The following is a 24,270-nucleotide window of genomic DNA, read 5'->3' as shown; positions in this document are numbered from 1 at the left end:
CGAAGAATCGACTGGTCCGGTTTGGAAAGGGTTCGGATAGTGATTGCTCGCACAACAGGGGCTGCGATACGGGGATTGTTGGTGGCACTTCTGGTGCTGACACCCGCATTGTATCTGCCCGCATCAACGTCCAACGGGACCGAGATCGTTGTCTTTCTGGCAATCCTGGCATTCATCCTGACCTTCGCCGAATACAACTCGGCCTTTCCCAGCTTTATCGAATTCCGCGATGCGCCACCCGTGAACAGACTGCGCTTTGTCGGCCTGATGTCGATGATCTCGTTCCTGACCTTGATCTGCAAGAACGCCTATGCGCCGACGGAACTGACCAGCACCGTGTATTCGGTCGGCCTGGCCGTCGCGAATGTCGTGGACTTCCCCTATTCACCTGTCCGCCTGGTGGTGTTGATGCTGCCTGCTGACGCGAGCCAACCCCTGGTCGAGTTGGTACGCATCACGGCAAGTGTCGCCTATGTCGCCGCTTTGGTCACGATCGCCAGCTTTGCCTATGCGGTCAAACTGCGTGGGTGGCCCACTGGCAACGGGGCGTTCAATGTCTGGACCAACCTGCCCCTGTTCGACCCCACCAAGGGCGGAGACGTGGTGACTCGCCTGCAGCGTGACGGTCGGTTGAACATCTCGGTCGGCGTTCTGCTGCCTTTCCTGATTCCGGCCCTGATCAAGCTGCTCACGGATTTCATTGATCCGCTGTCGTTGTCCAATCCGCAGACGCTGATCTGGACCATGAGCGCGTGGGCCTTCCTGCCGGCCAGCATGATCATGCGAGGGATGGCAACCCTGCGCATTGCCGGGCTGATCGTGGAAAAACGCCGCGCCTACTCGACCGCCGAGACGACCCAAACCGCATGATCCGTATTCTTGTTCTGCTGTTGCTGCCGTTTGCGGCGCAGGCAGAGCCAGTGCGCGTTGCCAGCTTCAATGCTGAGCTCGGCCGGAAAGGTCCGGGCCTGCTGCTGCGGGATATTCGGCGTGATGATCCCCAGGTGCAGGCCGTGATCGAGGTTCTGACCGCCGCTGCCCCCGATGTTCTGGCCCTGCAAGGCATCGACTGGGACCATGACAACCTGGCCCTGTCCGCGCTGGCTGATCGGTTGCGCGCGGCAGGGCTGGATTACCCGCATCTCTTCGCTGGTCAGCCCAACTCGGGGCTGATGACGTCGCTCGATCTGGACGGGGACGGAGAACGGGGCGGACCCGGAGACGCCCAGGGATGGGGCCGTTTCACCGGAAATGGCGGGCTGGCCGTGCTGTCCCGTTATCCGATCGCAAAGGATGAGGTTCGTGACCTTTCAGCGCTGCTTTGGAAGGACCTGCCCGGCGCGACGCTACCCACCCTTGGCGGGTTGCCTTTCCCGTCCGAACAGGCCCACGCTGTTCAGCGCCTGTCGTCGACCGCCCATTGGATCGTGCCGGTGGAGACACCTCAAGGCCGCCTGAACCTGATGACCTTTCACGCCACCCCTCCTGTCTTCGACGGGCCTGAGGATCGCAACGGATTGCGCAATCGCGATGAGATCCGGCTGTGGTCGGTGTTGCTTGACGGCGGGCTGGGTCCAGCCCCGAAAAGTCGTTTCATCATTGCCGGTGACGCAAATCTCGACCCGAACCTGGGCGATGGGCGCAATGAAGCCATCCGCGATCTGTTACAGCACCCCAGCCTGCAGGATCCGCAACCCGTGGATGGCGCAGGCTCGGCTGTAACGGTGGTTTGGAAGGCGGTGGGTGAACGGCGTGTTGACTATCTGCTGCCATCAGTCGACTGGGTGGTTGAAGACGCCGGCATCCACTGGACCGACGCCAAAGGCGTGCCCCTTGCCGCGGCCCGCAAGGCCAGCCGACATCGTCTGATTTGGGTTGACCTGTCACACCCTGACATGCCGCCGGGCCTATGACAGGCCCTGAACTCGATCCACGTCTGTGGTTCGCGGGATATCATGCGACAGGTCAGACACAGCGGTTTTCAATGCCTCGTGCAGCAGCGTGGATGCGAAATCGCTGATCAACGAGTCGAAGAACGAGCCATCCAAGCGGTGCGGCGTGTCCCACAGATAGCGCATCTCAAGCAGATGCGGGGCCAGTTTCCAGAACGGCTGGGCCAGAACAATTGGCCACCAGTTCATCTGCTTCAAGCGCACCGTAGCCCCGGTCACTTCCGACAAGGCCTGCGCCAATTGGCGGCCGGTCAACGTGTATCCGGCAAAAGGAATGTCGCAATAGCGCGGCAAGTCATGCCGCATCTCGGCCAACTGAACCGCAGCGCGGGCCAGATCCGGCAGGTAGGCCCAGGCATGGGCAATGTCGGGGTCACCGGGATAGACAAAACGCCCCTTGGCCAGCGGCTTGATCATGATCTGGTCGAACCAATTGCCAGAGGCTTGCGTGTCGAGGAAATCCCCGGCGCGCAGGATCACGGTGCGCACGCCCGACGACCGATAGGACTCCTCCATACGGATCCGAATCTGGCCCAGAGGGTTGGTTGCAAGATGCGGCGTATCTGCCGCCCACGGCCCAGGCGTGTCGGCCCCGAAAACATAGACGTTCCCGGGCACGATCACGGTCGCCCCGGTTGCCTTCGCTGCACCGATTACCTGAGCGTGCAAATCCGGCACCTGCCGCGCCCACTCGGTGTATGGCGGGTTCCAGCCATTCACGATGACATCCGCGCCCCGGGCTGCGGTGGACAGATCATCCCTCGCGCGGTCAAATCCCCGCACCGTCCATCCGGCCGCTTGAAACGCGTCTGCGGCATTGCGGCCAAAACGCCCCGAAGATCCTAGGATCAGCACCTTTCCCGTCATCGCAACCTCCTGTCAGCCCTGGCGGTTGAACAAAAGATATCCATTCACTCACCTTTGGGAATTGCCGAAAAACGCAGAGCATGTATTCATCTGCGCATGGATAAAACCTTGGCACTTTCCGATTGGTCTTTGGTGCAGAGCTTTCTGGCAGTTGCGGAAACGGGATCCCTGTCGGCGGCCGCGCGGGAACTGGGGCGCAGTCAGCCGACGCTTGGTCGCCAAGTGCAGGCGCTCGAGACGGATTTGGGCGTGTCGCTGTTCGATCGCCATGCGCGAGGCCTCAAGCTCAGCGCGGCCGGCCAGCAATTGCTGCCGATGGCGCAACAGATGCACGCGGCCATGCGTGAGCTGAGCCTGGCCGCCGCCGGGCAGTCGCAACAGCTGGGCGGTACGGTCCGCATCACCGCCTCGGTCTTCGCATCGCACCATATCCTGCCGTCCATTCTGGCGGACATCCGCAGGCAAGAACCTTCAATCCAGCTGGAACTGGTCGCCACCGACACCAGCGAAAACCTGCTGTTCCGCGAAGCTGATATCGCAGTTCGCATGTATCGCCCCGAGCAGGTCGATATCGTGACCCGGCATCTGGGCGACGTACCGTTGTGTTTCTGCGCAGCCCGGTCGTATCTGGACCGCGCCGGTCGGCCAACCACCCCCGAAGAGTTGTTTCAGCATGACCTGGTGGGTTTCGACTCCAACGACCTGATCATCTCGAAAATGCAGGCCAAGGGTTGGCCTGCCAGCAAGGAAGACTTTGCCACCCGTTGCGATCTTCAAAGCGCCTATTGGGAGTTGATCCGTGCGGGTTGCGGCATCGGTTTCAGCCAGGTTCAAGTGGCCGAGGCTGATCCTGCGGTCGAAATTCTGCCGCTGGATGTGGACATCCCGGTTCTGCCGGTCTGGCTGGCTGCGCCGCAGGCCATGCGGCAGACACCGCGCATTCGCCGGGTCTGGGACCTGCTGGCAGAAGGGCTGAAAGCCAGCCTGTGACCCAGATCGGGTGACCGGCGCATGTTCAGCGGCGTTTTTCGCGCTGTACGGCCCTGATTCCGCGCATTTTGACCAGAACGCCTCATTGACCAGATGCACCGCAAACGCTAGGCCCGATGCTGAAAAACGCAAGGAGACCGTTCATGTCCAACCCCTCGCTCCTCATCCTGCCCGGAGACGGAATTGGCCCCGAAGTCATGGCCGAAGTGCGCAAGATTATCGGCTGGTTCGGCGCCAAGCGCGGCCTTGAATTCGACGTGAGCGAGGATCTGGTCGGCGGTGCCGCCTATGACGTGCACGGCAAGCCCCTGTCGGACGAGACGATGGCCAAGGCGCAAGAGGTCGACGCGGTTCTGCTGGGCGCCGTGGGCGGCCCGAAATACGACGATCTGGATTTCAGCGTGAAGCCCGAGCGCGGCCTGCTGCGCCTGCGCAAGGAGATGGACCTGTACTCGAACCTGCGCCCGGCCCAGTGCTTTGACGCGCTGGCCGATTTCTCGTCGCTCAAAAAGGACGTGGTTGCCGGTCTCGATATCATGATCGTGCGCGAACTGACCTCGGGCGTCTATTTCGGCGAACCGCGCGGCATTTTCGAGGAAGGCAACGAGCGCGTGGGCATCAACACCCAGCGCTACACCGAATCTGAGATCGAACGCGCCGCGCGCTCGGCCTTTGAACTGGCGATGCGCCGCAACAAGAAGCTGTGCTCGATGGAAAAGGCCAACGTAATGGAATCGGGCATCCTGTGGCGCGAGGTGGTGACCCGCGTGGGCCAGGACTATCCCGAGGTCGAGCTGAGCCACATGTATGCCGACAACGGCGCCATGCAGCTGGTGCGCGCACCCAAGCAGTTCGACGTGATCCTGACCGACAACCTGTTCGGCGATATCCTGTCGGACTGCGCGGCGATGCTGACCGGCTCGCTGGGCATGCTGCCCTCGGCCTCGCTGGGCGCGCCGATGGCCAATGGCCGACCCAAGGCGCTGTATGAACCCGTCCACGGCTCGGCCCCCGACATCGCCGGTCAGGGCAAGGCCAACCCGATCGCCTGTATCCTCAGCTTTGCGATGGCGCTGCGCTACAGCTTTGACCAAGGCGCCGAGGCCGATCGTCTGGAAGCCGCGGTCGAAAAGGTTCTGGCCGATGGTGTCCGCACGGCTGATCTGCTGGCCGAAGAAGGCGTTCAGCCGGTTTCGACCAGCGAAATGGGCGATGCGATCGTCGCCGCGCTGGACGAAAGCCTGTAACGACCGATCCGGGCGGCGCCCAGCGCCGCCCGTCTGATCATCTGCGGTCTAGTTGCCGCCAAAGAGATCCTTCAACAGACTGTCGACAGCCTTGGCAAAGCCACCCTGCTGCCTGCGGCGTGGTTGGGATTGCTGAGTTGTCTGGACCGGAGCGGCCGGAGCCAACATCGGCAGCGGTGTCGGAGTAATACCTTCGGTGACCCGCACCATGGTTTCCTTCCAAATCTCGGCTGGCAGCCCACCGCCGGTCACGCCCGACAACGGCGTGTTATCGTCATAGCCCATCCAGACACCGGCCACATAGTCTGCGGTAAAGCCGATGAACCACGCATCCCGGGCGGCCTGGGTCGTGCCTGTTTTGCCTGCAACCTGCCATCCCGGCAACTTGGCGCGTTGTCCAGTTCCCTCGGATACCACGCGTTCCATCATCCAGGTCAGTTGCTTGGCAGCTTCGTCTCGGATCACCCGCTCGCCGATCCCAGTCGTCGTTACCATCATCGGGGCATCGTCACCCAGCAGTTTCAACTCGGTCAGGCCGTACGGTTCCACGGACGAGCCGCCATTCAGGATACCGGCATAGGCGCCAGTCATTTCGATCAGCGTGCTTTCCGACGCGCCCAACGCCAGCGCTGGCCCGGCCGCCAGATCGCTTTCGATGCCGAACCCGCTGGCCACCGTGCGCACATTGTCCAGCCCAGCAACCTCGGCCACCTTGACGGCCGGGATGTTCAGCGAGTTCTTGAGCGCATCCGCGAGGGTCACGCGACCGTAGAACTTGTTGGTGTAATTCTTTGGGCACCACTGGCCGGACCCCGGGATGTCGATGCAATAGGGCTCGTCCACCACCGTGGCCAGCGGTGAATAGCCCAGCTCCAGCGCGGTGGCATAGACAAAGGGCTTGAACGAAGACCCGGTCTGGCGCAGCGCCTGCGTCGCGCGGTTGAACGCGCCCGACACCTTGGTCTTGCGTCCACCCACCATGGCCCGGACCGCACCATCGGCCGACATCACCACGATCGCGGCCTGCGCTTTCGAGCCTTCACTGACCTTTTCGTCGAACACCTGTTTCAGCGCCGCCTCGGCCGCCTGCTGGATCCGCTGGTCCAGCGTGGTCTTGATCACCACGTCCTCGGTGGTGTTGCGTGTAAAGAATTCGGGGCCGCTGGCCATGACCCAGTCGGCAAAATAGCCCCCGGCGCGGGCGGCGGCGGCCTCGGACAGCTCGGCCGGGTTGTTGCGGGCCGCGGTTGCCTGTGACGTGGTCAGGTAACCCTGATCCTCCATCAGGCTGATGACCACCTTGGCCCGGTCCTGCGAGCGTTGCAGGTCGTTGGTGGGCGCATAACGCGTGGGCGCCACCAGCAACCCCGCCAGCATCGCCGCCTCGGCCGGGTCCACCTCGGCTGCGGACTTGCCAAAATAGCGCTGGCTGGCCGCCTCGAATCCGCGGGCCCCGGCCCCCAGAAACGCCCGGTTCAGATAGATGGTCAGGATCTCATCCTTGGAGTATTTGACCTCCATCGCCATCGCGTAGATCGCTTCCTTGGCCTTGCGCCACAGCGAGCCCTGACGGCAGTCGGCTTCATACGCCGCTTCCGATTCCCACTCGGTCGGATCGTACGGGACGCCCAGACACAGCAGCTTGGCCGTCTGCTGAGTGATGGTCGAACCGCCATGCCCCGACAGTGGGCCACGCCCCTCGGACAGGTTGATCTTCACCGCACTGGCAATGCCGCGCGGGCTTACGCCGAAGTGACGGTAAAACCGCTTGTCCTCGGTCGCGACAACCGCATTTTTCAGATGCGGCGACACGGTGTCGGTGGTGATGACGCCGCCGAACTGATCCCCGCGCCAGGCAAAGACCTTGCCGTCCCGGTCCAGCAGCGTGACCGACCCGCGTGCGCGCCCGTCCAGCAGGGCATCGACCTCGGGAAGGGTTGAGTACACAACCCCAACGGCAAGCGCCAGCAGCAGCGCGGCTATCGCACCCACTCGCCAGGTCAGCCCCCAGATCAGGCGCCCTATCCAGCGGAACAGCCGGCGAAAGAAGCCGCCCTGCCCGCCTCCCGAACGTTTGCGCCGGGGCTTGCGGCTGGTCTTTCGGGTCGTAGTCTTGCGCGCCGTCGCCTTCTTGCCCGCCGGTTTCGCCGTCCGCTTGGCAGACGAGGTCTTGCGGCCTCCGGACGGATACCGTTTGTCCGCCACCAGCGGTTTTCGACGCTTGGACTCAGTCATGCTCAAACTCTGCCCGTTTTTGCTTTTGTGGCACCATACCGCGCTGTCGCGCCCATGTAGAGGTGTGAAATAGCGCGAATTCCCCTCTCACACTTGCGTATTTTTTAATCATTTTGCCGTTTTTGTGCAAAAAATGTGCAACTTTGCCTCTCTTCCCCAGCGTCTTTTTGCCGAAATCGTTCCTTGAGCGGCCATGTCGGGCTCTTTTTCTGCAGGTGCAAAGCCGGACCCACCGGAACAGAAGAGGGGAAAGACGTGAAACTGATCATTGCGACAATCAAGCCGTTCAAGCTCGAGGAGGTGCGCGAGGCACTGACCGAGGCGGGCGTGCGCGGCATGATGGTGACCGAGATCAAGGGCTTCGGCTCGCAATCCGGTCACACCGAAATCTATCGGGGCGCCGAATACGCGGTGAACTTCGTGCCCAAGATCAAGCTGGAAATCGTGGTGCCCGCCGCGATGACCGACCAGATCGTCGAGACCATCACCAAAACCGCCAAGACCGGCAAGATCGGCGACGGCAAGATTTTCGTCCTCGATGTCGAGCAGGCCCTGCGCGTGCGGACCGGGGAACTCAACGAGGAGGCGCTGTAAGGCGCCGCGACCGACAATCATTCGAGGACTGAACATGAACCTGATGAAATCACTCATCCCTGCCGCCGCGATCGTCGCGCTGCCGCAGATGGGCCTGGCGCAGGAGGCCGCCGCATCCGGCGAAACCGCGCAGCATACGCAATACATCCTGACTTCGCTGCTGTTCCTGATGGGCGGCTTCCTGGTGTTCTGGATGGCCGCGGGTTTTGCAATGCTCGAGGCCGGTCTGGTGCGCTCCAAGAACGTGGCGATGCAGCTGGTTAAGAACATCGGCTTGTTTTCCTTTGCCGCGATCATGTACTGGCTGGTCGGCTTCAACCTGATGTATCCGGGCGACGGCTGGACCATCACCAACATTCTGGGCGCCTTCTCGCCCACCTCGCTGGAACCGGTCGGCCTTGATGGCGTCGAAACCGATCTGTCCTATGCGTCGGTCGGTTCGGACTTCTTCTTCCAGCTGATGTTCTGCGCCACCACCGCCTCGATCGTGTCGGGCACCATGGCCGAGCGGGTCAAGCTGTGGCCCTTCTTCATCTTCGTGATCGTCCTGACCGGTGTCATCTACCCCATCGAAGCCTCGTGGCAGTGGGGCGGCGGCTGGCTGTCCGAAATGGGCTTCAGCGATTTCGCGGGCTCGACCCTGGTGCATGCCGCAGGTGGCTTTGCCGCGCTGGCCGGAGCCATCGTGCTGGGCCCCCGGATCGGCAAATACAGCAAGGACGGCAAGGTCGTTCCGATCCCCGGCTCGAACCTGGCGCTTGCCACCCTGGGTACGTTCATCCTGTGGCTGGGTTGGTTCGGCTTCAATGGCGGCTCGCAGCTGGCCATGGGCACAATCGGCGACATGGCTGACATCAGCCGCATCTTCGCCAACACCAACATGGCCGCAGCCGCCGGCGCCGTCGCTGCCCTGATCCTGACCCAGGTGATGTACGGCAAGGTCGACCTGACCATGGTGCTGAACGGTGCGCTGGCCGGGCTGGTCTCGATCACCGCCGAACCGCTGGCACCGTCGCTGTTCCAGGCGCTGATCATCGGCGGCATCGGTGGCGTGATCGTGGTCTACACCGTGCCGCTGCTGGACAAGATGAAGATCGACGACGTGGTCGGCGCCATCCCGGTTCACCTGATCGCGGGCTTCTGGGGCACCTTCATCGTGGCCTGGACCAACGGCGACGCGTCCTTCGTGACCCAGATCATCGGCTTTGCGGCCATCGGGATCTTCGTCTTCGTGGTCAGCTACATCCTGTTCTCGATCCTCAAGGCCACCGTCGGCCTGCGGGTGGGCGAGGAAGAAGAGATCAACGGCCTCGATATGGGCGAGCTGGGCATGGAAGCCTATCCCGAGTTCTCGAAGGGCTGAGCTCTCTTCAATCCAAACAAAAAACCCGGGCATTCGTGCCCGGGTTTCTTTTTTTGAAATGCCTGATCTCAGACGCCGACGTCGATGATGGCCTTGGCCAGGATCGGCACGGTGGCCTCGTTCAACCCGGCAATGTTCATGCGGCTGTCGCCGACCATGTAGATGCCGTACTCGACCCGCAGCTTCTCGACCAGCTCGGGCGCGGCGCCCAAGCGCGAGAACATGCCGCGATGCTGGGCGAGGAAGCCGAACCGGTCCGATCCACTCAGCCGCTGCAGCTCGTCGGCCAACTGGCGGCGCAGGCCCAGCATCGACAGGCGAACCTCCTCCAGTTCGGCCATCCAATCGGCGCGCAAACCCTCATCCATCAGGATCGTGGTCACCACGCGCGCGCCGTGATCCGGCGGGAACGAGTAGTTCTGGCGGTTCAGAAACGCCAGCGTGCCCTGGTTCAGCGCGGTCTGGCCGGCATCGGCGCTGATAGCCATCAGCAGGCCGGTCCGCTCGCGGTAGACACCGAAATTCTTCGAACAGGACGCCGCGATCAGGCATTCCTTGACCGACGCAGCGACAAGCCGGGTCGCCTGGGCATCCTCGCTCAGACCGTCGCCGAAGCCCTGATAGGCGATGTCAATCATCGCCACTAGACCACGGTCGTTGATCAGGTTCACCACCTCTTGCCACTGGACCATGTTCAGGTTGGCGCCGGTCGGGTTGTGGCAGCAGCCGTGCAGCAGCACGACGTCGCCCGCCTTGGCAGTCTTGAGGTCCTCGATCATGCCGTCGAAATCGACGCCACGGGTTTCCTCGTCGAAATAGCGGTAGGCGACGGTTTCGATGCCCAGGTAGTTCAGGATCGAGATGTGGATCGGCCAGGTCGGGTTCGACACGAACACCCGGGCCGAGGGGTTGGCCATGCGGATCAGCTCGAACGCTTGCCGGCAGGCACCGGTGCCGCCCGGGGTGGCCACGGCGGCGATGTTGGCGCGCGGCACGCTGGTGCCGAGGATCAGGCTGATCATCGCATCGGCATAGACCGGATCACCGGCCAGCCCGGTATAGGCCTTTGAGTCCTGCTCTTCCCAGATCCGCTGCTCGGCGGCCTTGACCGCCCGCATCACCGGGGTCACCCCATTGGCGTCTTTGTAGACGCCGACACCCAGATCAATCTTCTGTTCGCGCGGGTCCTCGCGATACATCTGCATCAGGGCCAGGATCTTGTCGGCTGGCTGCGGCTTGAGGTTTTCAAACATCAGGAGTCTCCGGTTGCGACGGGCAGGGTCGGGAAGGCGCCCCATTCGGCCCAGCTGCCGTCATAAAGCGAATGGTCTTTCTTGCCCATGCGCTCGAGCGCAAGGCTGAGGATCGCGGCGGTCACGCCTGACCCGCAGGTGGTGATGGCGGGTTTCGACAGATCGACGCCTGCGGCTTCGAACACCGCGCGGCAGTCCTCGGGCGATTTCATGGTGCCATCGGCATTCAGCAATTGTCCGAAGGGCACGTTGCGCGAACCGGGGATGTGCCCCGCCCGCAGCCCCTCGCGCGGTTCGGGCTGCGATCCGGCAAAACGGTCGGCGGCGCGGGCATCGATGATTTCGTGATCGGCCAGCTTGGCGGCGGCTGAGACCTGGGTCACGTCGCGGACCAGGTGGTTCTGCACGCGCACGGTCATGTGGCGGTCGCGGATGACGGGGGGCAGGTCCTCGATCTCGCGCCCCTCGGCAACCCATTTGGGCAGGCCGCCGTCCAGAACGGCGATGTTCTCCTGCCCCATCAGGCGGAACAGCCACCAGACCCGTGCGGCCGAAAACAGGCCCGCGCCGTCATAGACCACGACCTGATGGCCGTCGCCCACGCCCATGGCCCGCAGGCGCGACATGAATTTCTCGACCGGAGGCGCCATGTGCGGCAGGTCCGAGCGGTGGTCCGATATCTCGTCGATGTCGAAGAACCGCGCGCCGGGAATATGTCCGGCCTCGTATTCGGCGCGGGCGTCGCGCCCCTGCTGCGGCAGGTACCACGAGGCGTCGAGGATCCTCAGATCCGGGTCCTTGAGGTGGGCGGCAAGCCACTCGGTGGAAACCAGGGTTTTTGGATCGTCCAGCATCAAAGCCTCCCCTTTACGCGCAGGGATTTCCCTATACGCGCAAAGGTGCGGGTTCAAGGCTGGATCGGGTCCCTGCGGCCCTATCGCGCCCGTCGCAGGCGGAAATGCTGGATGATGCCGATCAAGCTGATGGCGATCCAGAAACTTTCGATCAGCATCGAGGCCAGGTTGAAGTTCTGCAGCAGCGAATAGACGATCAGAACCGACCCCACCAGGTTGACCACCGGAAAGGCCAGATCGTCGGAATTCATCATCCGCATCTGGGTGGCGAAATAAGCCGCGACCACGATCAGCGCCCCGAAGGACCCGATGCCATCGGCCAACGTCAGGGCGTTCAGGAAGTCCGTCATCGGGTCATCTCCTTCTGCCGTATCAACCGGCCGCGGCGGTGGCGGGCCGATGTCCGTAGTGATGCATGTTCAGAAACGCCGCGCCCTCGGGCCCGGCGCGATAGCCATGCGGCAGGTCGGCCGGAAAGCGCAACCCCTGGCCCGCGCTCAGCGGCACCCATTCGCCGTTCCGCAGCACCTCGAGCGCGCCGCTCAGCACAAAGACTTCCTCGGTTACGCCGGCGGCATGGGCGGGGGATTCGTGGCATTGGTTGCGGTCCAGTTCGACGTGAAAGGTCTCGGCCCCCAGAACCGGGTCGAAAGGAAAGACGATCTTGACCTTCAGACTGCCCGGAAAGGTCACGGTGCGGAACCGGGCCTCATCCGCCGGATCGCGCAGGGCGCTGGTGCCGATCAGCGCGCTCAGCGGCATCTGGAACCCCTTGGCGATCTTCCACAGCGTCGCGATGGTGGGGCTTGATTCGCCGCGCTCGATCTGGCCCAGCATGGCCTTGCTGACTCCGGTCAACTCGGCCGCTTTGGCCAGGCTCAGCCCCGATGCCGCACGGACGTCTCTGAGTTTCAGGGTGATGTCATCCGATTCCATGGCCACGTCCCGCGATTTACCTTGTGCGTTATAACGCACATGTGCTACGTGCGCTATAACGCACGCACCCCCGGTTTTGCAACCGGGCAAAAGGGAAACAGCATCATGCCAATGTACCGATCCAGAACTTCGACCCATGGCCGCAACATGGCCGGTGCCCGCGGCCTGTGGCGCGCCACCGGGATGGGCGACGACGATTTCGGCAAGCCGATCATCGCCATCGTCAACTCGTTCACGCAATTCGTGCCGGGCCATGTCCACCTCAAGGACCTGGGCCAGATGGTCGCCCGCGAGGTCGAGGCCGCCGGCGGCGTGGCCAAAGAGTTCAACACCATCGCCGTCGATGACGGCATCGCCATGGGCCATGACGGGATGCTGTATTCGCTGCCCTCGCGCGAGATCATCGCCGACAGCGTCGAATACATGGTCAACGCACACTGTGCCGATGCGATGGTCTGCATCTCGAACTGCGACAAGATCACCCCGGGCATGCTGATGGCAGCGATGCGCCTGAACATCCCGGCCATCTTCGTCTCGGGCGGGCCGATGGAGGCCGGCAAGATCGACATCGCCGATCTGGATGTGAAGAAGATCGACCTGGTCGATGCCATGGTCGCCGCCGCCGATGACAAATACACCGACGAGCAGGTCAAACATATCGAAGAAAACGCCTGCCCCACCTGCGGATCGTGCTCGGGCATGTTCACCGCGAACTCGATGAACTGCCTGGCCGAGGCGCTGGGTCTGGCGCTGCCGGGCAATGGCTCGACGCTAGCAACCCATGCCGACCGCAAGGAGCTGTTCCTGGAGGCCGGCCGCCGCATCGTCGAAATCACCAAGCGCCACTATGAGCTGAACGAAAAAGGCTTCCTCCCGCGCGAGATCGCGACCTTCGAGGCCTTCGAAAATGCCATGAGCCTGGACATCGCCATGGGCGGCTCGACCAACACGGTGCTGCACCTGCTGGCCATCGCGCATGAGGGCGGGGTGGATTTCACCATGTCCGACATGGATCGGCTGAGCCGCAAGGTGCCCTGCCTGTGCAAGGTCGCGCCCAACACCGAAAACGTCCACATGGAGGATGTGCATCGCGCGGGTGGCATCTTCTCGATCCTGGGCGAGCTGAGCCGCGCCGGTCTGCTGCATGACGACTGCTGCACGGTGCATTCGGCCAGCATGGCCGAGGCCATCGCTAACTGGGACATCACGGTGACCAACAACCCCAAAGCGCAAGAGCTGTTCAAGGCCGCCCCCGGTGGCGTGCGCACGACCCAGGCGTTCAGCCAGTCGAACCGCTACAAGGAACTGGATACCGACCGCGTGAACGGCGTGATCCGATCCAAGGACCATGCGTTCAGTCAGGATGGCGGTCTGGCCGTTCTGTTCGGCAACATCGCGCGCGACGGCTGCATCGTGAAGACCGCAGGTGTGGACGAGAACATCCTGAAATTCACCGGCACCGCCTATGTCTGCGAAAGTCAGGACCAGGCGGTGAACGACATCCTGACCGGCAAGGTCAAGGAAGGTGACGTGGTCGTGATCCGCTATGAAGGCCCCCGCGGCGGGCCTGGTATGCAAGAGATGCTGTACCCGACCTCGTACCTGAAATCCAAAGGTCTGGGCAAAGCCTGCGCGCTGCTGACCGACGGTCGCTTCTCGGGCGGCACTTCGGGTCTGTCGATCGGGCACGTCTCGCCCGAGGCGGCCGAAGGCGGTGAGATCGGTCTGGTGCAGAACGGGGACACGATCGAAATCGACATCCCAAACCGCTCGATCCACCTGGCCGTGTCCGACGAAGAGCTGGCAGCCCGCCGGGAAGTCCAGGACGAAAAGGGCTGGGTTCCCGCTGCACCGCGCAAGCGCAAGGTGTCCACAGCACTGAAGGCCTATGCCAAGCTGGCCACCAGCGCTGCAAAAGGCGCGGTGCGTCAGGTCTGAACGCTGACGGCCCGCGTCATGCGGGCCGGTCCGTTGCCTGAAACCGAAGTGCTCCCGCGCCTGACAGGGACCCATCGGCTGCGCCGCTGCCTCCTTCAGTCTTGGGCCGGGCGCCGCGCTGTGCGCGGCGCCCGGCCCAACCAGAGGAGATGTCTCGCCAGAGACCTCGACGATGGGCGGGAGCGCCCCTGCCTGTGGGGTCAATCACCCAGCTTGGCGTGAATCTCATCCAGGTCGATTTCACCTGTCGGCATCTTGTTGGCCGGGTTCTCGAAATCGTATTTGAACAGTTCGAAATCCTGTTTGTAGATCTCATAGACCAGGTGCATCGACAGGTCGTCGAAATAGTCCTCGACCGGGTGCGCACGTTTGGGGCCGTGGCCCTCGGATTCGTTGAAGCGCGGAATTTCGGACAGGGTCACGGGATGCGGGGTTTCCAGCGCGTCCAGCACGCCTTGCATCCCGTCGTTGAATTTCTCGGTCCAGAAAACCCGGTCATAGCGTCCGCCATTCACGATGAAGGTCGACACATGCCCCGACATGGCCGACCAGTGAATGTCCGGGTCCATTGGCCGCCGCCAACGGATCGTGTCGCGGGCAAACAGAAGAAACCGGCGGAAACTGGCAATCTGGTCGAATTCGCCCTTGCCGTCCTCGCCCCCGACCTCGATCCCGTAATTGTAGATCAGCGTCGGCACCAGATTGCCCCGGTACCGTTTCCCGTTGCGCTGAATGCCGCAGATCTTGTCGAAGAACGAACTGAGGATCCGCGTGTAGGGGTTGCGCACACAGGTGAAGGCGAACGACTTGTGCCCGCGCACATTGGCCGAGATCACATCCTGGCTGTGGTCAAACGCCCATTTGTGCATCCCGTCTTTGGCGTCGTGGATATCGCCGTCAAAGAACCGACCGTGATCGGAGTAATACATGATCTGCCCGATGGTCGAGCAGGCGCATTTGGGCACGACGCGATAGACCATGCTTTCGCTTTCGGTCATCCATGTACCGGGAAATCCCATCTGCCATGCCTCCTTAGCCGGCCGAGTCTCAAGGTGATGCGCCAGCTTTTGACGCCAGAGAAGCAAAAATATTCTGTTTATTCAATCGCTCATCCTCAGTATCACGGTTGGAACCGGGCAGTAACGGACTTCATGCAACGCCAATGGCCAAGATCGCCTACATTCTGCTGTGTCACAAAGACCCTGACGCGATTATCGCACAGGCCGAACGGCTGACGGCCGCAGGGGACTGCATGGCCATCCATTTCGATGCCAGCGCATCCGCACAGGACTTTGACCGGATCCAGACGGCCCTGAAAAGCAATCCCAATCTGACCTTCGCGGCCAGACGGATCAAATGTGGCTGGGGGGAATGGTCTCTGGTGCAGGCAACACTGAACGCGGTGCAAGCCGCGGTCGAGGCCTTCCCGCGAGCGACCCATTTCTACATGCTGTCGGGCGACTGCATGGCGATAAAGACCGCGGAATATGCGCATCGGTTTCTGGATGAAACCGACAAGGATTTCATCGAAAGCCACGACTTTTTCGAAAGCGACTGGATCAAGACCGGCATGAAGGAAGACCGGCTGATCTACCGTCACTATTTCAACGAGCGCACGCAGAGCAAACTGTTCTATGCCGCCTACGAGGCCCAGAAACGTCTCGGCCTGACCCGCGAGATCCCGGAGGATCTCCAGATCATGATCGGCAGCCAGTGGTGGTGCCTGCGCCGACGGACAATCGAGATGATCCTGGATTTCCTGCGCCAGCGTCGGGACGTGGTCCGTTTTTTCTCGACCACCTGGATTCCGGACGAGACGTTCTTTCAGACCCTCGTGCGCCACCTGATCCCGAAAACCGAAATCGAAAACCGTACGCTGACTTTCCTGATGTTCTCGGACTACGGGATGCCGGTGACGTTTTACAACGATCACTACGACCTGCTGCTGACGCAAGATTACCTGTTCGCCCGCAAGATCAGCCCCGAGGCGCAGTTGCTGAAGCAGAAATTGGGTGCGCTCTATGCCAGCGAAGGGGTCGCGTTCCAGATCTCGAACGAGGGTCGGAATCTGCACGGATTTCTGACCGGCCGTGGCCGCGTGGGACGCCGGTATGCACCCCGCTTCTGGGAAACCGCCAACACGCTGGGCGCCGATCGCGATCTGTACATGATCGTCTGCAAGAAGTGGCATGTAGCCAAGCGGCTGATCGACCAGATCGCCTCTGAGACCAACCTGCCCTGCACCGAGTACCTGTTCAACGAGGAGGCCGCCCCGCTGCCCGATCTGGGGGGCTTGGAGACCACGCTGGTCAAACGATCCCGGCATCGCAGGGCGGTCACCCGGATGCTGTATGATCACTTCGGCACCGACCGGTTGCTGATCTGCCTCGATCCCGCCAGTCTGGATATCGTACAGGATTTCTGCTCGGACAAGGCGCGCACCCATGTGCTTGAAATCGAGTGCACTTATTCAGACGCGTATCTTGTTGGCCACGCCCACAGGGTCGGGTTGGCCGGAGAAAACAGCCCAGCCGCAACCGTCGAACGCCTGTTACCGACGATACGCGGCGATCTGGCCTATGATTCCGAACAGCTGCGCGGTGCTGGGATCGAGAGGTTCTTCCGATTGCGCGAAACCGCTGACCCGGCCGAGAACGTGGCCGCGATCGCAGGATTCCTTGGGGTTTCGGAGGAAACCGCCCAGTCAATCATGCAGCTTGACTACCTGTTCACGGACTGAACGAAAGTGTTGGCCCGGCCGCACTATGCCGCCGGGCCGGGTTTTCAGATGTCGAACTTCACGCCCTGCGCCAATGGCAATTCGGCCGAATAGTTCACGGTGTTCGTCTGGCGCCGCATATAGCCCTTCCAGGCATCCGAGCCGCTTTCGCGTCCGCCACCGGTTTCCTTCTCACCGCCGAACGCGCCACCGATCTCGGCGCCCGAGGGGCCGATATTCACGTTGGCGATGCCGCAATCGGACCCGGCGGGCGACAGGAACTGTTCCGCCTCGCGCATGTTCAGCGTGAACACGCAAGACGACAGGCCCTGCGGCACGTCGTTCTGCATCTCGAGCGCCTCGTCGAAACCGTCATAGCCCATGACATAGAGGATCGGCGCGAAGGTTTCGGTCTTCACGATCTCGGTCTGGCCCGGCATTTCGACGATCGCGGGCTGCATGTAGACACCGCCCTCGGGCACGCCGTCGGTCACGCGCTTGCCGCCAAAGACGGTGCCGCCCTCGGCCTCTGCCGCCTTCAGTGCGGCCTCCATCGCCTGACCCGAGGCCTCATCCACCAGCGGCCCGACCAGCGTGCCTTCGGCCAGCGGGTCACCGATGGGCAGACCGGCATAGGCCTTTTTCAGCCGCGCAACCAGATCGGCGCGGATCGAGTTGTGCACGATCAGCCGCCGCAGCGTGGTGCAGCGCTGACCCGCGGTGCCCACGGCCGAAAACACGATGGCCCGCACCGCCATTTCCAGATCGGCCGAGGGGCCCACGATCATGGCGTTGTTGCCGCCCAGTTCCAGGATGCATTTGCCGAACCGCTGCGCCACGATCGGTGCGACCGCGCGGCCCATCCGGGTCGAGCCGGTAGCCGAAATGATCGGCACCGCCTCGCTGGCCACAAGCGTCTTGCCCAGATCGGCACCGCCGATCAGCAGTTGCAGCAGCCCGTCGGGCGCATCGCCGAACCGGGCCACGGCCTTTTCAAAGATCTTCTGACAGGCCATCGCGGTCAGGGGCGTTTTCTCGGACGGTTTCCAGATCACCGGGTCGCCGCAGACCAGCGCCAGCGCCGCGTTCCACGACCAGACCGCGACCGGGAAGTTGAAGGCCGAGATCACGCCGACCGGACCGGCCGGGTGCCAGGTCTCCATCATCCGGTGGCCGGGGCGTTCCGAGGCGATGGTCAGGCCATAGAGCTGCCGCGAAAGGCCCACGGCAAAATCGCAGATGTCGATCATCTCCTGCACTTCGCCCAGACCTTCCGAGGTGATCTTGCCGGCCTCCCAGCTGACCAGCGCGCCCAGGTCTTCCTTGGCAGCGCGCAATTCCTCGCCCAGCAGGCGGATCAGCTCGCCCCGGCGCGGGGCGGGCACGGTGCGCCAAGCCTTGAAGGCCGCCGTGGCGCGGGCCAAGACCGCATCCATGTCGGCAACGGGTGTTTCATGCACCCGCGCCAGCACGCGCCCGTCGATGGGCGAGCGGACCTCCAGCGTCCCGCCGGTCAGCTCGGCTGCCGTCAGGCCCAGTTTTTCGAGTGTGTGTTCTGCAGTCATGACTACGTCTTTCATGTTCAGGCCGCCTTGTTCTGGGGGGTCACTTCGCCAGCGCGGTACAGCTGGCCGAATTCGGTGTTCAGGAAGTCATCCAGCCCGACCTGCTCTTGCCGGACAAAGCCTTGGGTGGGCAGCGCGCCGGTGCGCATCAGGTCGACCACGCCCAGAACGCCGGCGGCGGTGGTGATCTGGATCGCGCTCCAGACCTGGCCGTCGATGGTGCGGGCAAAGGATTTGTTGATCAGGGATTTCTCGCGCAGGGCCCCGTCGATCATGCCCTTGGCCGTGCAATAGACCAGAACCACATCCTGATCGGTGCGCGGCAGCGCGGTTTCAAAGATGTCCTTCAACAGGTCGCGGCGCTGGCCCAGGCCCAGATCGGTCAACAGCAGCTTCAGGATGTCGCGATGGCCGGGATAGCGGATCGAGCGATAGGACACCGCCCGCGCCTTGCCGGCCAGCGTCTCGGGCAAGGTGCCCAGGCCGCCCGAAGTGTTGAAGCATTCGTATTCCACACCGTCATGGCCGATGATCTCGTAATCCTCGAGCGGCGCGGTCTTGACCCGTTCGCCATTCACGATGGCGTCGCAGGGGTTGCAGTATTCGTTGATCAGCCCATCGGTGGACCAGGTCAGATTGTATTTCAGCACATTGGTCGGATAGAGCGGCAGCGCGCCCACCCGCATGTGCAGGCTGTCCAGCGTGTCGAAGTCGGCCGCCAGTGCGGCTCCCGCTATGCCGACGAAACCCGGGGCCAATCCGCATTGCGGCATGAAGGCGGTGCCGCTGTCGCGGGCCAGTTCGCGCACGGCGTTGGTCGCGGCGACATCCTCGGTCAGGTCAAAATAATGCGCACCCGCGGCCTTGGCCGCCTTGGCGATGGCAGGCGTCAGGAAAAACGGTGCGGCCGAGATCACCGCATCGAACCCCGCAAGCCCCTGTGCCAGCCCGGCTTCGTCGCCCGCGTCGATCTGGCGGGTGGTGATGCCCTGCCTGTTCAACGCCGACAAGGCCGTCAGGTCATGGTCGGCCACGGTTACGGTATAATTGTGCGATTTCTTCAACAGGGCGGCGATCATCTGTCCGATCTTTCCGGCCCCGACGACGCAGATGTTCCAACTCATTGCGCGCCTCCTCCTCTGCTCTGGTTCCAGTATGACCGCGCCGCCGTCCGGGCACAGCAATCGAGTTGACGAAACGGGCGGCTTTTCCGCCATAATGACGAAAGTTGAATCATAATGTCGGATCACGGCCGCAGCGTCTTGGAACCTGACGTCAGGGGTGGAAATGCCTTGCAACCGATTGCACCATTTTTGCAATGATGCGACATTCAACAGACCCGATCGACCTCACGAAGGAGACCAGGCAAGTGGGCGTTACGCTGAAGGAAGTTGCGGCCTTGGCCGGGGTGTCGCGGTCGGCGGTGTCGCGCACCTTCACGCCGGGCGCCTCGGTCTCGGCCAAGACCCGCGCCAAAGTGGAAAAGGCCGCCAAGGAACTGGGCTACAGCCCCAACGCGCTGGCCTCGTCGTTGACGACGGGGCGGACCAAGCTGATCGGGCTGATCTCGAACAACTTCCACAACCCCATCTTTCTTGAGGTTTTCGACCAGTTCACCCGCGCCCTGCAGGAACGCGGGCTGCGCCCCCTGATCGTGAACCTGACCGACGAGACCGAGCCCGCCAATTCCGTGCGCATGCTGCGGCAATATTCGGTGGATGCGGTGATCGTCGCCTCGTCGACCTTGCCGCCCAGCTTTGCCAAGGCGTTCCACGATGCCGGCGTGCCGGTGGTGCACACCTTCGGGCGCTCGGCGACCTCGCCCGAGGTGCATGTGGTGGGCATCGACAATGTGGAATGCGGACGCATGGCCGCGCGCGAGTTGGTCTCGCGAGGCTATGCCAGCGTGGGCTATCTGGGCGGGCCGATCGATGCGACCTCGGCACGGGACCGGCAACGGGGCTTTACCGAGGAAATGGCAAACCACCCACAGGTTCCCGTCAGCCACTCTTTCGCCGGGGCCTACTCCTTCGAGGCCGGCCGGGCCGAGATGCTGCGCCTGCTGGCGGGTGACCCGGCGCAGGCCTATTTCTGCGGCGACGACATCCTGTCGATCGGTGCGCTGTCGGCGCTGGCCGACCACGGGCTGAAACCGGGTTCCGACATCGGGATCATCGGCCTGAACGACATGGAGATGTCGCGCTGGGAATACATCAACCTGACGACCATCCATCAGCCGATCAAGCAGATCATCACCGCGTCGGTCGATCTGGTCGAAGAGATGCTGAAAACGCCCGATCGCTACCCCGAGGCGCGGATCTTCCCCTGCCGGGTGATCGAGCGGGGCACGTTGCGGCCCCGCCCCTGATCAACGGAACATCGGCGGGCGCGCGTCCTGCCAGGCGCCCTCGGCCCGGGCCGAGGCCACCGCTGCGTGCACCGCGGCAATCGAGCGGACGCCATCGGCGGCGTTGGGCAGCCCATCGCGCGGTTCGCCCCGGATCGCGTCGGCCAGATCGCAATAGATATTGGCCACGGCCAGCGGAAAGCCTTCGGGATGGGCAATCGCCACGCGCGACAGGCGCACCGCGTCTTCATGCAGGCCGCCCTCGCCCTTTTCGATGATCTGGGTTCGTCCACCGACCGGGGTATAGATCAGCTGGTTGGGGTGTTCGGACGCCCAGCGCAGCCCGCCGGTCTCGCCGAACACCTGGATGTCGAACCCGTGCTGCCGCCCGATCGCCACGGACGAGGTCCACAACCGGCCCACGGTGCCGCCCTCCATCCGGAAATTGACCATGGCGTCGTCCTCCAGCTGGCGGCTGGGAATGGTCGAGGCCATGTCGGCCGACAGCGTCGCGACCTCGTCATCGCAGATGAAGCTGGCCATGTGCAGCGCGTGGATGCCGCAATCGGCGAATTGCCCCGACACGCCCGCCATGGCCGGGTCATAGCGCCAGCGCACGCGCGGATTGTCCGCGTCGGTGGCGTCCCCATGGTGGCCGTGGCTGAAATTGGTGACGACCAGGCGCACCTTGCCGATCTCGCCGGCGCGGACCATGGCGCGGGCCTGCCGCACCATCGGATAGGCCGAATAGCAGTAGTTGACCGCACAGATCTTACCCGACTCCCGGGCCACGCGCACGATCTCTTCGCCCTCTTCCACGGTCATGGTCATCGGCTTTTCGCACAGCACGTTGAACCCGGCCTCGAGATACGCCTTGGCGATCTCGAAATGGGTGGCGTTCGGGGTGGCGATGGTTACAAGGTCGATCCGGTTGGGCCGGTCCTTTTCGCCGGCCAGCATTTCCTGCCAGTCGCCATAGGCGCGGTCGGCGGGCACACCCAGCCGCTGCGCATAGGTGCGCCCCGCCTCGGGCCGGTGGTCCAGCGCGCCGGCGGCGAATTCGAACAGGCCGTCGGCCTGTGCGCCCAGACGGTGGGCGGGTCCGATCTGGCTGCCTTCTCCGCCCCCGATCATGCCCCATTTCAACTTTGCCATGGTCTTGGTCTCTCTGCGAACGATGTTGGAAAACGTGCCGGGCCTAGAACGCGCCGACGTCCTGCCAGCCGCGACTGTCGGCCGAGGCCAGCGCCGCCGCCAGCACCCGGTTGACCTCGTGCCCGTCCCGGAAGGTGGGCCAGTTGCTCCGGCCGGAATGAATGGCGGTCAGAAAATCCTTGGCTTCGATGATGATCTGATCCTGATATCCGGTGCCGTGGCCGGGACCCTGGCAAAAGGGCTCATAATCGGGATGCTCCGGACCGGTCAGGATCTTGGTGAAACCGCGCTGGGCCTCGGGGCCTTCGCGGCGATAGAGCCACAGGGCGTTCTGATCCTCCTGGTCAAACCGGATCGCGCCCTTGGTGCCCGAAATCTCGTAGGCATAACCCATCTTGCGGCCGGTCGCGATGCGGCTGAAATATAGGTTCCCCATGACGCCGTTTTCAAACCGACACATCATCTGGGCGTGGTCGTCATTGGTCACTGCACCGCCCGGGCGGGTGTGGTGAACGGTTTCCACATCGGCCATGACCTGCGCGATCGGCCCCACCAGAGCCAGCGCGCCATTGACCATGTGCGGCGCCAGATCGCCGATGGTGCCGTTGGCCATGCCGGTCGTGCGCCAGGTCGCCGGGGCCTCGGGGTCGGCATAGAAATCCTCGGTATGTTCACCGCGGAACCATGTGATGTCGCCAATCGCGCCGTCGGCGATCAACTGGCGTGCAAACTGGCTGGCCGGGGTGCGGATATAGTTGAACCCGACCATGTTGACGGTGCCCGAGGCCTCGGCCGCCGCCACCATGGCACGGCTGTCCTCGAGCGACGCGCCCAGCGGTTTTTCGCACAGCACCGGCTTGCCCAGTGCGAGCGCCGCCTCGGCGATCTGCCGGTGCGTGGACTGGGGCGAGGCGATCACGACGGCCTCGACCGCCGCGTCATTGACCAGCGCCTGCCAGTCGGCCGTGGCACGGCGGAACCCATAGGCGGCACGATAGCGTTCGGCGCTGTCGGGGCTTGAGGCGCAGATCATCTCGAGCCGCGGTCTGAGCGCGGTGTCGAACACGGCGCCCACGGCGGACATGGCCACCGAATGGGCCTTGCCCATATAGCCGCCTCCGACGATTCCAATTCCGATTTCTGGCATTTTGGGCGGCTCCGAACATACTGATTGCAACCGGTTGCAAAATCAGTATCGTGAGAATCGATCCAATGCAAGGTCCATCGGATCGGCGGGATCAAAATGCCTGGGAGGTACAGTTTGAGTCACTTGATCGACGGCATCAAAGGAAACCGGTTTGCCGTTTTCGGGCGCGCTGGCATGGACATGTTCGCCGATCCGGTCGGTGTCAAAAGCGAACATGCCGACATGTTCCGCGCGGACTTGGGCGGTTCGTCCGCGAATATCTGCGCGGGTCTGGTCAAGCTGGGCAGCCAGGCGTCGCTGATCACCTCCGTCTCGGATGACGCGGTTGGGCGGTTCTGCCTCAACAAGTTGCATCACTATGGTGTCGACACCTCTTTCATCCGCGTCGTCGGCGGTGAATACCGCATGTCCTTGGCGGTCTATGAAAGCTGCATCGAGGACTTTCAGAACGTCATCTACCGAAACGGCGCCGTCGATTTTCAGGTCACCGAAGATGACATGGACCGGGTCGACTATGGCCGTTTCAGCGCGGCGATCTCGGCCGGAACCGTGTTTGCCGCCGAACCGTCGCGCAGCGCCACCTTCCGCGCCTTCGAAAACGCGCGCAAGGCCGGGCTGCCGGTGATCTTCGACATCGACTACCGGCCCTACAGCTGGCCTTCGGCGCAGGTCGCCGCCAACGTGCTGTCGCGCGCGGGCGAGGCCAGCGACATGATCGTCGGCAATGACGAAGAGTTCGGTTTCATGGCCGGCGGGATCGAGAAAGGCTTCCGGAAAGCCTGCGATCTGGCCGAGAAACCCGGCCGCATCGTCATCTACAAGATGGGCGAGAAGGGCGCCGTCACCTTAACCGACGGGCAAGAGATCCACACCGGCATCTACCCGGTCACCGCCGTCAAACCCAACGGCGCGGGCGACAGCTTCATGGCCGGGCTGCTGGCCTCGGTCGCGGCGGGCCATTCGCTGGAACAGGCGGTGTTGCGCGGCTCGGCCTGCGCCTCGATCGTCGTGTCCAAACCAGGCTGCGCGCCCGCCATGCCAACCACCGAAGACCTGGACGCTTTCCTTGCGTCCCACCCCGGCCCCACCCCGGCCGGATAGGAGAGCC

At 63.2% G+C, this 24,270-nt stretch carries 21 protein-coding genes; 10 read left to right on the top strand and 11 right to left on the bottom strand.

Annotation, left to right across the window (positions count from 1 at the left end; genetic code table 11):
- Positions 1-39 precede the first annotated feature (39 nt).
- Positions 40-870: a hypothetical protein gene (locus ACR3EK_RS16275; protein ID WP_093963685.1), complete on the top strand. Its 831-nt coding sequence runs from the start codon at positions 40-42 to the stop codon at positions 868-870.
- Complete coding sequence (locus ACR3EK_RS16270; RefSeq protein WP_170421066.1) at positions 867-1,913, top strand: endonuclease/exonuclease/phosphatase family protein; 1,047 nt, start codon at positions 867-869, stop codon at positions 1,911-1,913. Before ACR3EK_RS16275 ends, ACR3EK_RS16270 begins: the two co-directional genes overlap by 4 nt.
- On the opposite strand, the gene ACR3EK_RS16265 is transcribed toward ACR3EK_RS16270, so the two are convergent.
- Positions 1,908-2,819: a Rossmann-fold NAD(P)-binding domain-containing protein gene (locus tag ACR3EK_RS16265; RefSeq protein WP_170421068.1), complete on the bottom strand. Its 912-nt coding sequence runs from the start codon at positions 2,817-2,819 to the stop codon at positions 1,908-1,910. The two genes, ACR3EK_RS16270 and ACR3EK_RS16265, sit on opposite strands and share 6 nt — an antisense overlap.
- A gap of 96 nt (positions 2,820-2,915) precedes the next feature.
- On the opposite strand from ACR3EK_RS16265, the gene ACR3EK_RS16260 reads away from it, so the two are divergent.
- Both ACR3EK_RS16260 and leuB read left to right on the top strand, forming a co-directional pair.
- The gene (locus ACR3EK_RS16260) at positions 2,916-3,809 is read left to right on the top strand and encodes a LysR family transcriptional regulator (protein WP_480633915.1); all 894 of its coding nucleotides are present in this window, start codon (positions 2,916-2,918) and stop codon (positions 3,807-3,809) included.
- Between the two features lie 143 nt (positions 3,810-3,952).
- Positions 3,953-5,056, top strand: a complete 1,104-nt coding sequence (leuB, locus tag ACR3EK_RS16255) for a 3-isopropylmalate dehydrogenase (protein WP_093963789.1) — start codon at positions 3,953-3,955, stop codon at positions 5,054-5,056.
- A 48-nt stretch (positions 5,057-5,104) separates the two neighbouring features.
- Here leuB and ACR3EK_RS16250 read toward each other — a convergent pair whose 3' ends face one another.
- Complete coding sequence (locus ACR3EK_RS16250) at positions 5,105-7,291, bottom strand: transglycosylase domain-containing protein (protein ID WP_480633914.1); 2,187 nt, start codon at positions 7,289-7,291, stop codon at positions 5,105-5,107.
- Between the two features lie 255 nt (positions 7,292-7,546).
- Here ACR3EK_RS16250 and ACR3EK_RS16245 point away from each other — a divergent pair, with 255 nt between their 5' ends.
- Entirely contained in the window at positions 7,547-7,885 is a 339-nt protein-coding gene (locus ACR3EK_RS16245) for a P-II family nitrogen regulator (protein WP_093963790.1), read from the top strand.
- Positions 7,886-7,919: 34 nt separating this feature from the next.
- Positions 7,920-9,248: an ammonium transporter gene (locus ACR3EK_RS16240; protein WP_480633913.1), complete on the top strand. Its 1,329-nt coding sequence runs from the start codon at positions 7,920-7,922 to the stop codon at positions 9,246-9,248.
- Positions 9,249-9,316: 68 nt separating this feature from the next.
- On the opposite strand, the gene ACR3EK_RS16235 is transcribed toward ACR3EK_RS16240, so the two are convergent.
- The 4 genes from ACR3EK_RS16235 to ACR3EK_RS16220 all read right to left on the bottom strand — a co-directional run bounded on the left by ACR3EK_RS16235 (position 9,317) and on the right by ACR3EK_RS16220 (position 12,291).
- Positions 9,317-10,501 carry an amino acid aminotransferase gene (locus ACR3EK_RS16235; RefSeq protein WP_480633912.1) on the bottom strand — a complete coding sequence of 395 codons (1,185 nt, stop codon included), beginning with the start codon at positions 10,499-10,501 and terminating at the stop codon, positions 9,317-9,319.
- Entirely contained in the window at positions 10,501-11,355 is an 855-nt protein-coding gene (gene sseA, locus ACR3EK_RS16230; RefSeq protein ID WP_170365657.1) for a 3-mercaptopyruvate sulfurtransferase, read from the bottom strand. The genes ACR3EK_RS16235 and sseA overlap by 1 nt, the downstream gene beginning before the upstream one ends.
- Before the next feature lie 80 nt (positions 11,356-11,435).
- On the bottom strand, positions 11,436-11,705 hold the full coding sequence (locus ACR3EK_RS16225; RefSeq protein WP_170510287.1) for a CBU_0592 family membrane protein: 270 nt from the start codon (positions 11,703-11,705) through the stop codon (positions 11,436-11,438).
- Positions 11,706-11,727: 22 nt separating this feature from the next.
- Complete coding sequence (locus tag ACR3EK_RS16220) at positions 11,728-12,291, bottom strand: helix-turn-helix domain-containing protein (protein ID WP_480633911.1); 564 nt, start codon at positions 12,289-12,291, stop codon at positions 11,728-11,730.
- Between the two features lie 105 nt (positions 12,292-12,396).
- Between ACR3EK_RS16220 and ilvD the strand changes: the two genes are divergently transcribed.
- The gene (ilvD, locus tag ACR3EK_RS16215; protein WP_480633910.1) at positions 12,397-14,229 is read left to right on the top strand and encodes a dihydroxy-acid dehydratase; all 1,833 of its coding nucleotides are present in this window, start codon (positions 12,397-12,399) and stop codon (positions 14,227-14,229) included.
- Between the two features lie 200 nt (positions 14,230-14,429).
- Here the strand turns inward: ilvD and ACR3EK_RS16210 are convergent, their stop codons facing one another.
- The gene (locus ACR3EK_RS16210) at positions 14,430-15,248 is read right to left on the bottom strand and encodes a sulfotransferase family protein (protein WP_170359822.1); all 819 of its coding nucleotides are present in this window, start codon (positions 15,246-15,248) and stop codon (positions 14,430-14,432) included.
- A gap of 143 nt (positions 15,249-15,391) precedes the next feature.
- On the opposite strand from ACR3EK_RS16210, the gene ACR3EK_RS16205 reads away from it, so the two are divergent.
- Positions 15,392-16,969 carry a DUF5928 domain-containing protein gene (locus ACR3EK_RS16205; RefSeq protein ID WP_480633909.1) on the top strand — a complete coding sequence of 526 codons (1,578 nt, stop codon included), beginning with the start codon at positions 15,392-15,394 and terminating at the stop codon, positions 16,967-16,969.
- Positions 16,970-17,013: 44 nt separating this feature from the next.
- Here ACR3EK_RS16205 and amaB read toward each other — a convergent pair whose 3' ends face one another.
- Positions 17,014-18,513 carry an L-piperidine-6-carboxylate dehydrogenase gene (amaB, locus tag ACR3EK_RS16200; protein WP_480634043.1) on the bottom strand — a complete coding sequence of 500 codons (1,500 nt, stop codon included), beginning with the start codon at positions 18,511-18,513 and terminating at the stop codon, positions 17,014-17,016.
- Positions 18,514-18,530: 17 nt separating this feature from the next.
- On the bottom strand, positions 18,531-19,637 hold the full coding sequence (locus ACR3EK_RS16195) for a saccharopine dehydrogenase family protein (RefSeq protein WP_480633908.1): 1,107 nt from the start codon (positions 19,635-19,637) through the stop codon (positions 18,531-18,533).
- Positions 19,638-19,882: 245 nt separating this feature from the next.
- On the opposite strand from ACR3EK_RS16195, the gene ACR3EK_RS16190 reads away from it, so the two are divergent.
- Positions 19,883-20,881 carry a LacI family DNA-binding transcriptional regulator gene (locus ACR3EK_RS16190; RefSeq protein WP_170343223.1) on the top strand — a complete coding sequence of 333 codons (999 nt, stop codon included), beginning with the start codon at positions 19,883-19,885 and terminating at the stop codon, positions 20,879-20,881.
- Here ACR3EK_RS16190 and ACR3EK_RS16185 read toward each other — a convergent pair whose 3' ends face one another.
- Both ACR3EK_RS16185 and ACR3EK_RS16180 read right to left on the bottom strand, forming a co-directional pair.
- Positions 20,882-22,015 carry a Gfo/Idh/MocA family protein gene (locus ACR3EK_RS16185; RefSeq protein WP_480633907.1) on the bottom strand — a complete coding sequence of 378 codons (1,134 nt, stop codon included), beginning with the start codon at positions 22,013-22,015 and terminating at the stop codon, positions 20,882-20,884.
- Between the two features lie 43 nt (positions 22,016-22,058).
- Positions 22,059-23,162, bottom strand: coding sequence for a Gfo/Idh/MocA family protein (locus ACR3EK_RS16180; RefSeq protein ID WP_480633906.1), 1,104 nt, complete (start codon positions 23,160-23,162; stop codon positions 22,059-22,061).
- 96 nt (positions 23,163-23,258) lie between these two features.
- Here ACR3EK_RS16180 and ACR3EK_RS16175 point away from each other — a divergent pair, with 96 nt between their 5' ends.
- A complete protein-coding gene (locus tag ACR3EK_RS16175; protein ID WP_480633905.1) occupies positions 23,259-24,263 on the top strand; it encodes a PfkB family carbohydrate kinase in 1,005 nt (334 codons plus the stop codon).
- Positions 24,264-24,270 lie beyond the last annotated feature (7 nt).

This window comes from Ruegeria sp. BC8, assembly GCF_056535705.1.
The sequence above is the reverse complement of the archived record's forward strand: the minus strand, read 5'-3'. Positions and strand labels throughout refer to the sequence as shown.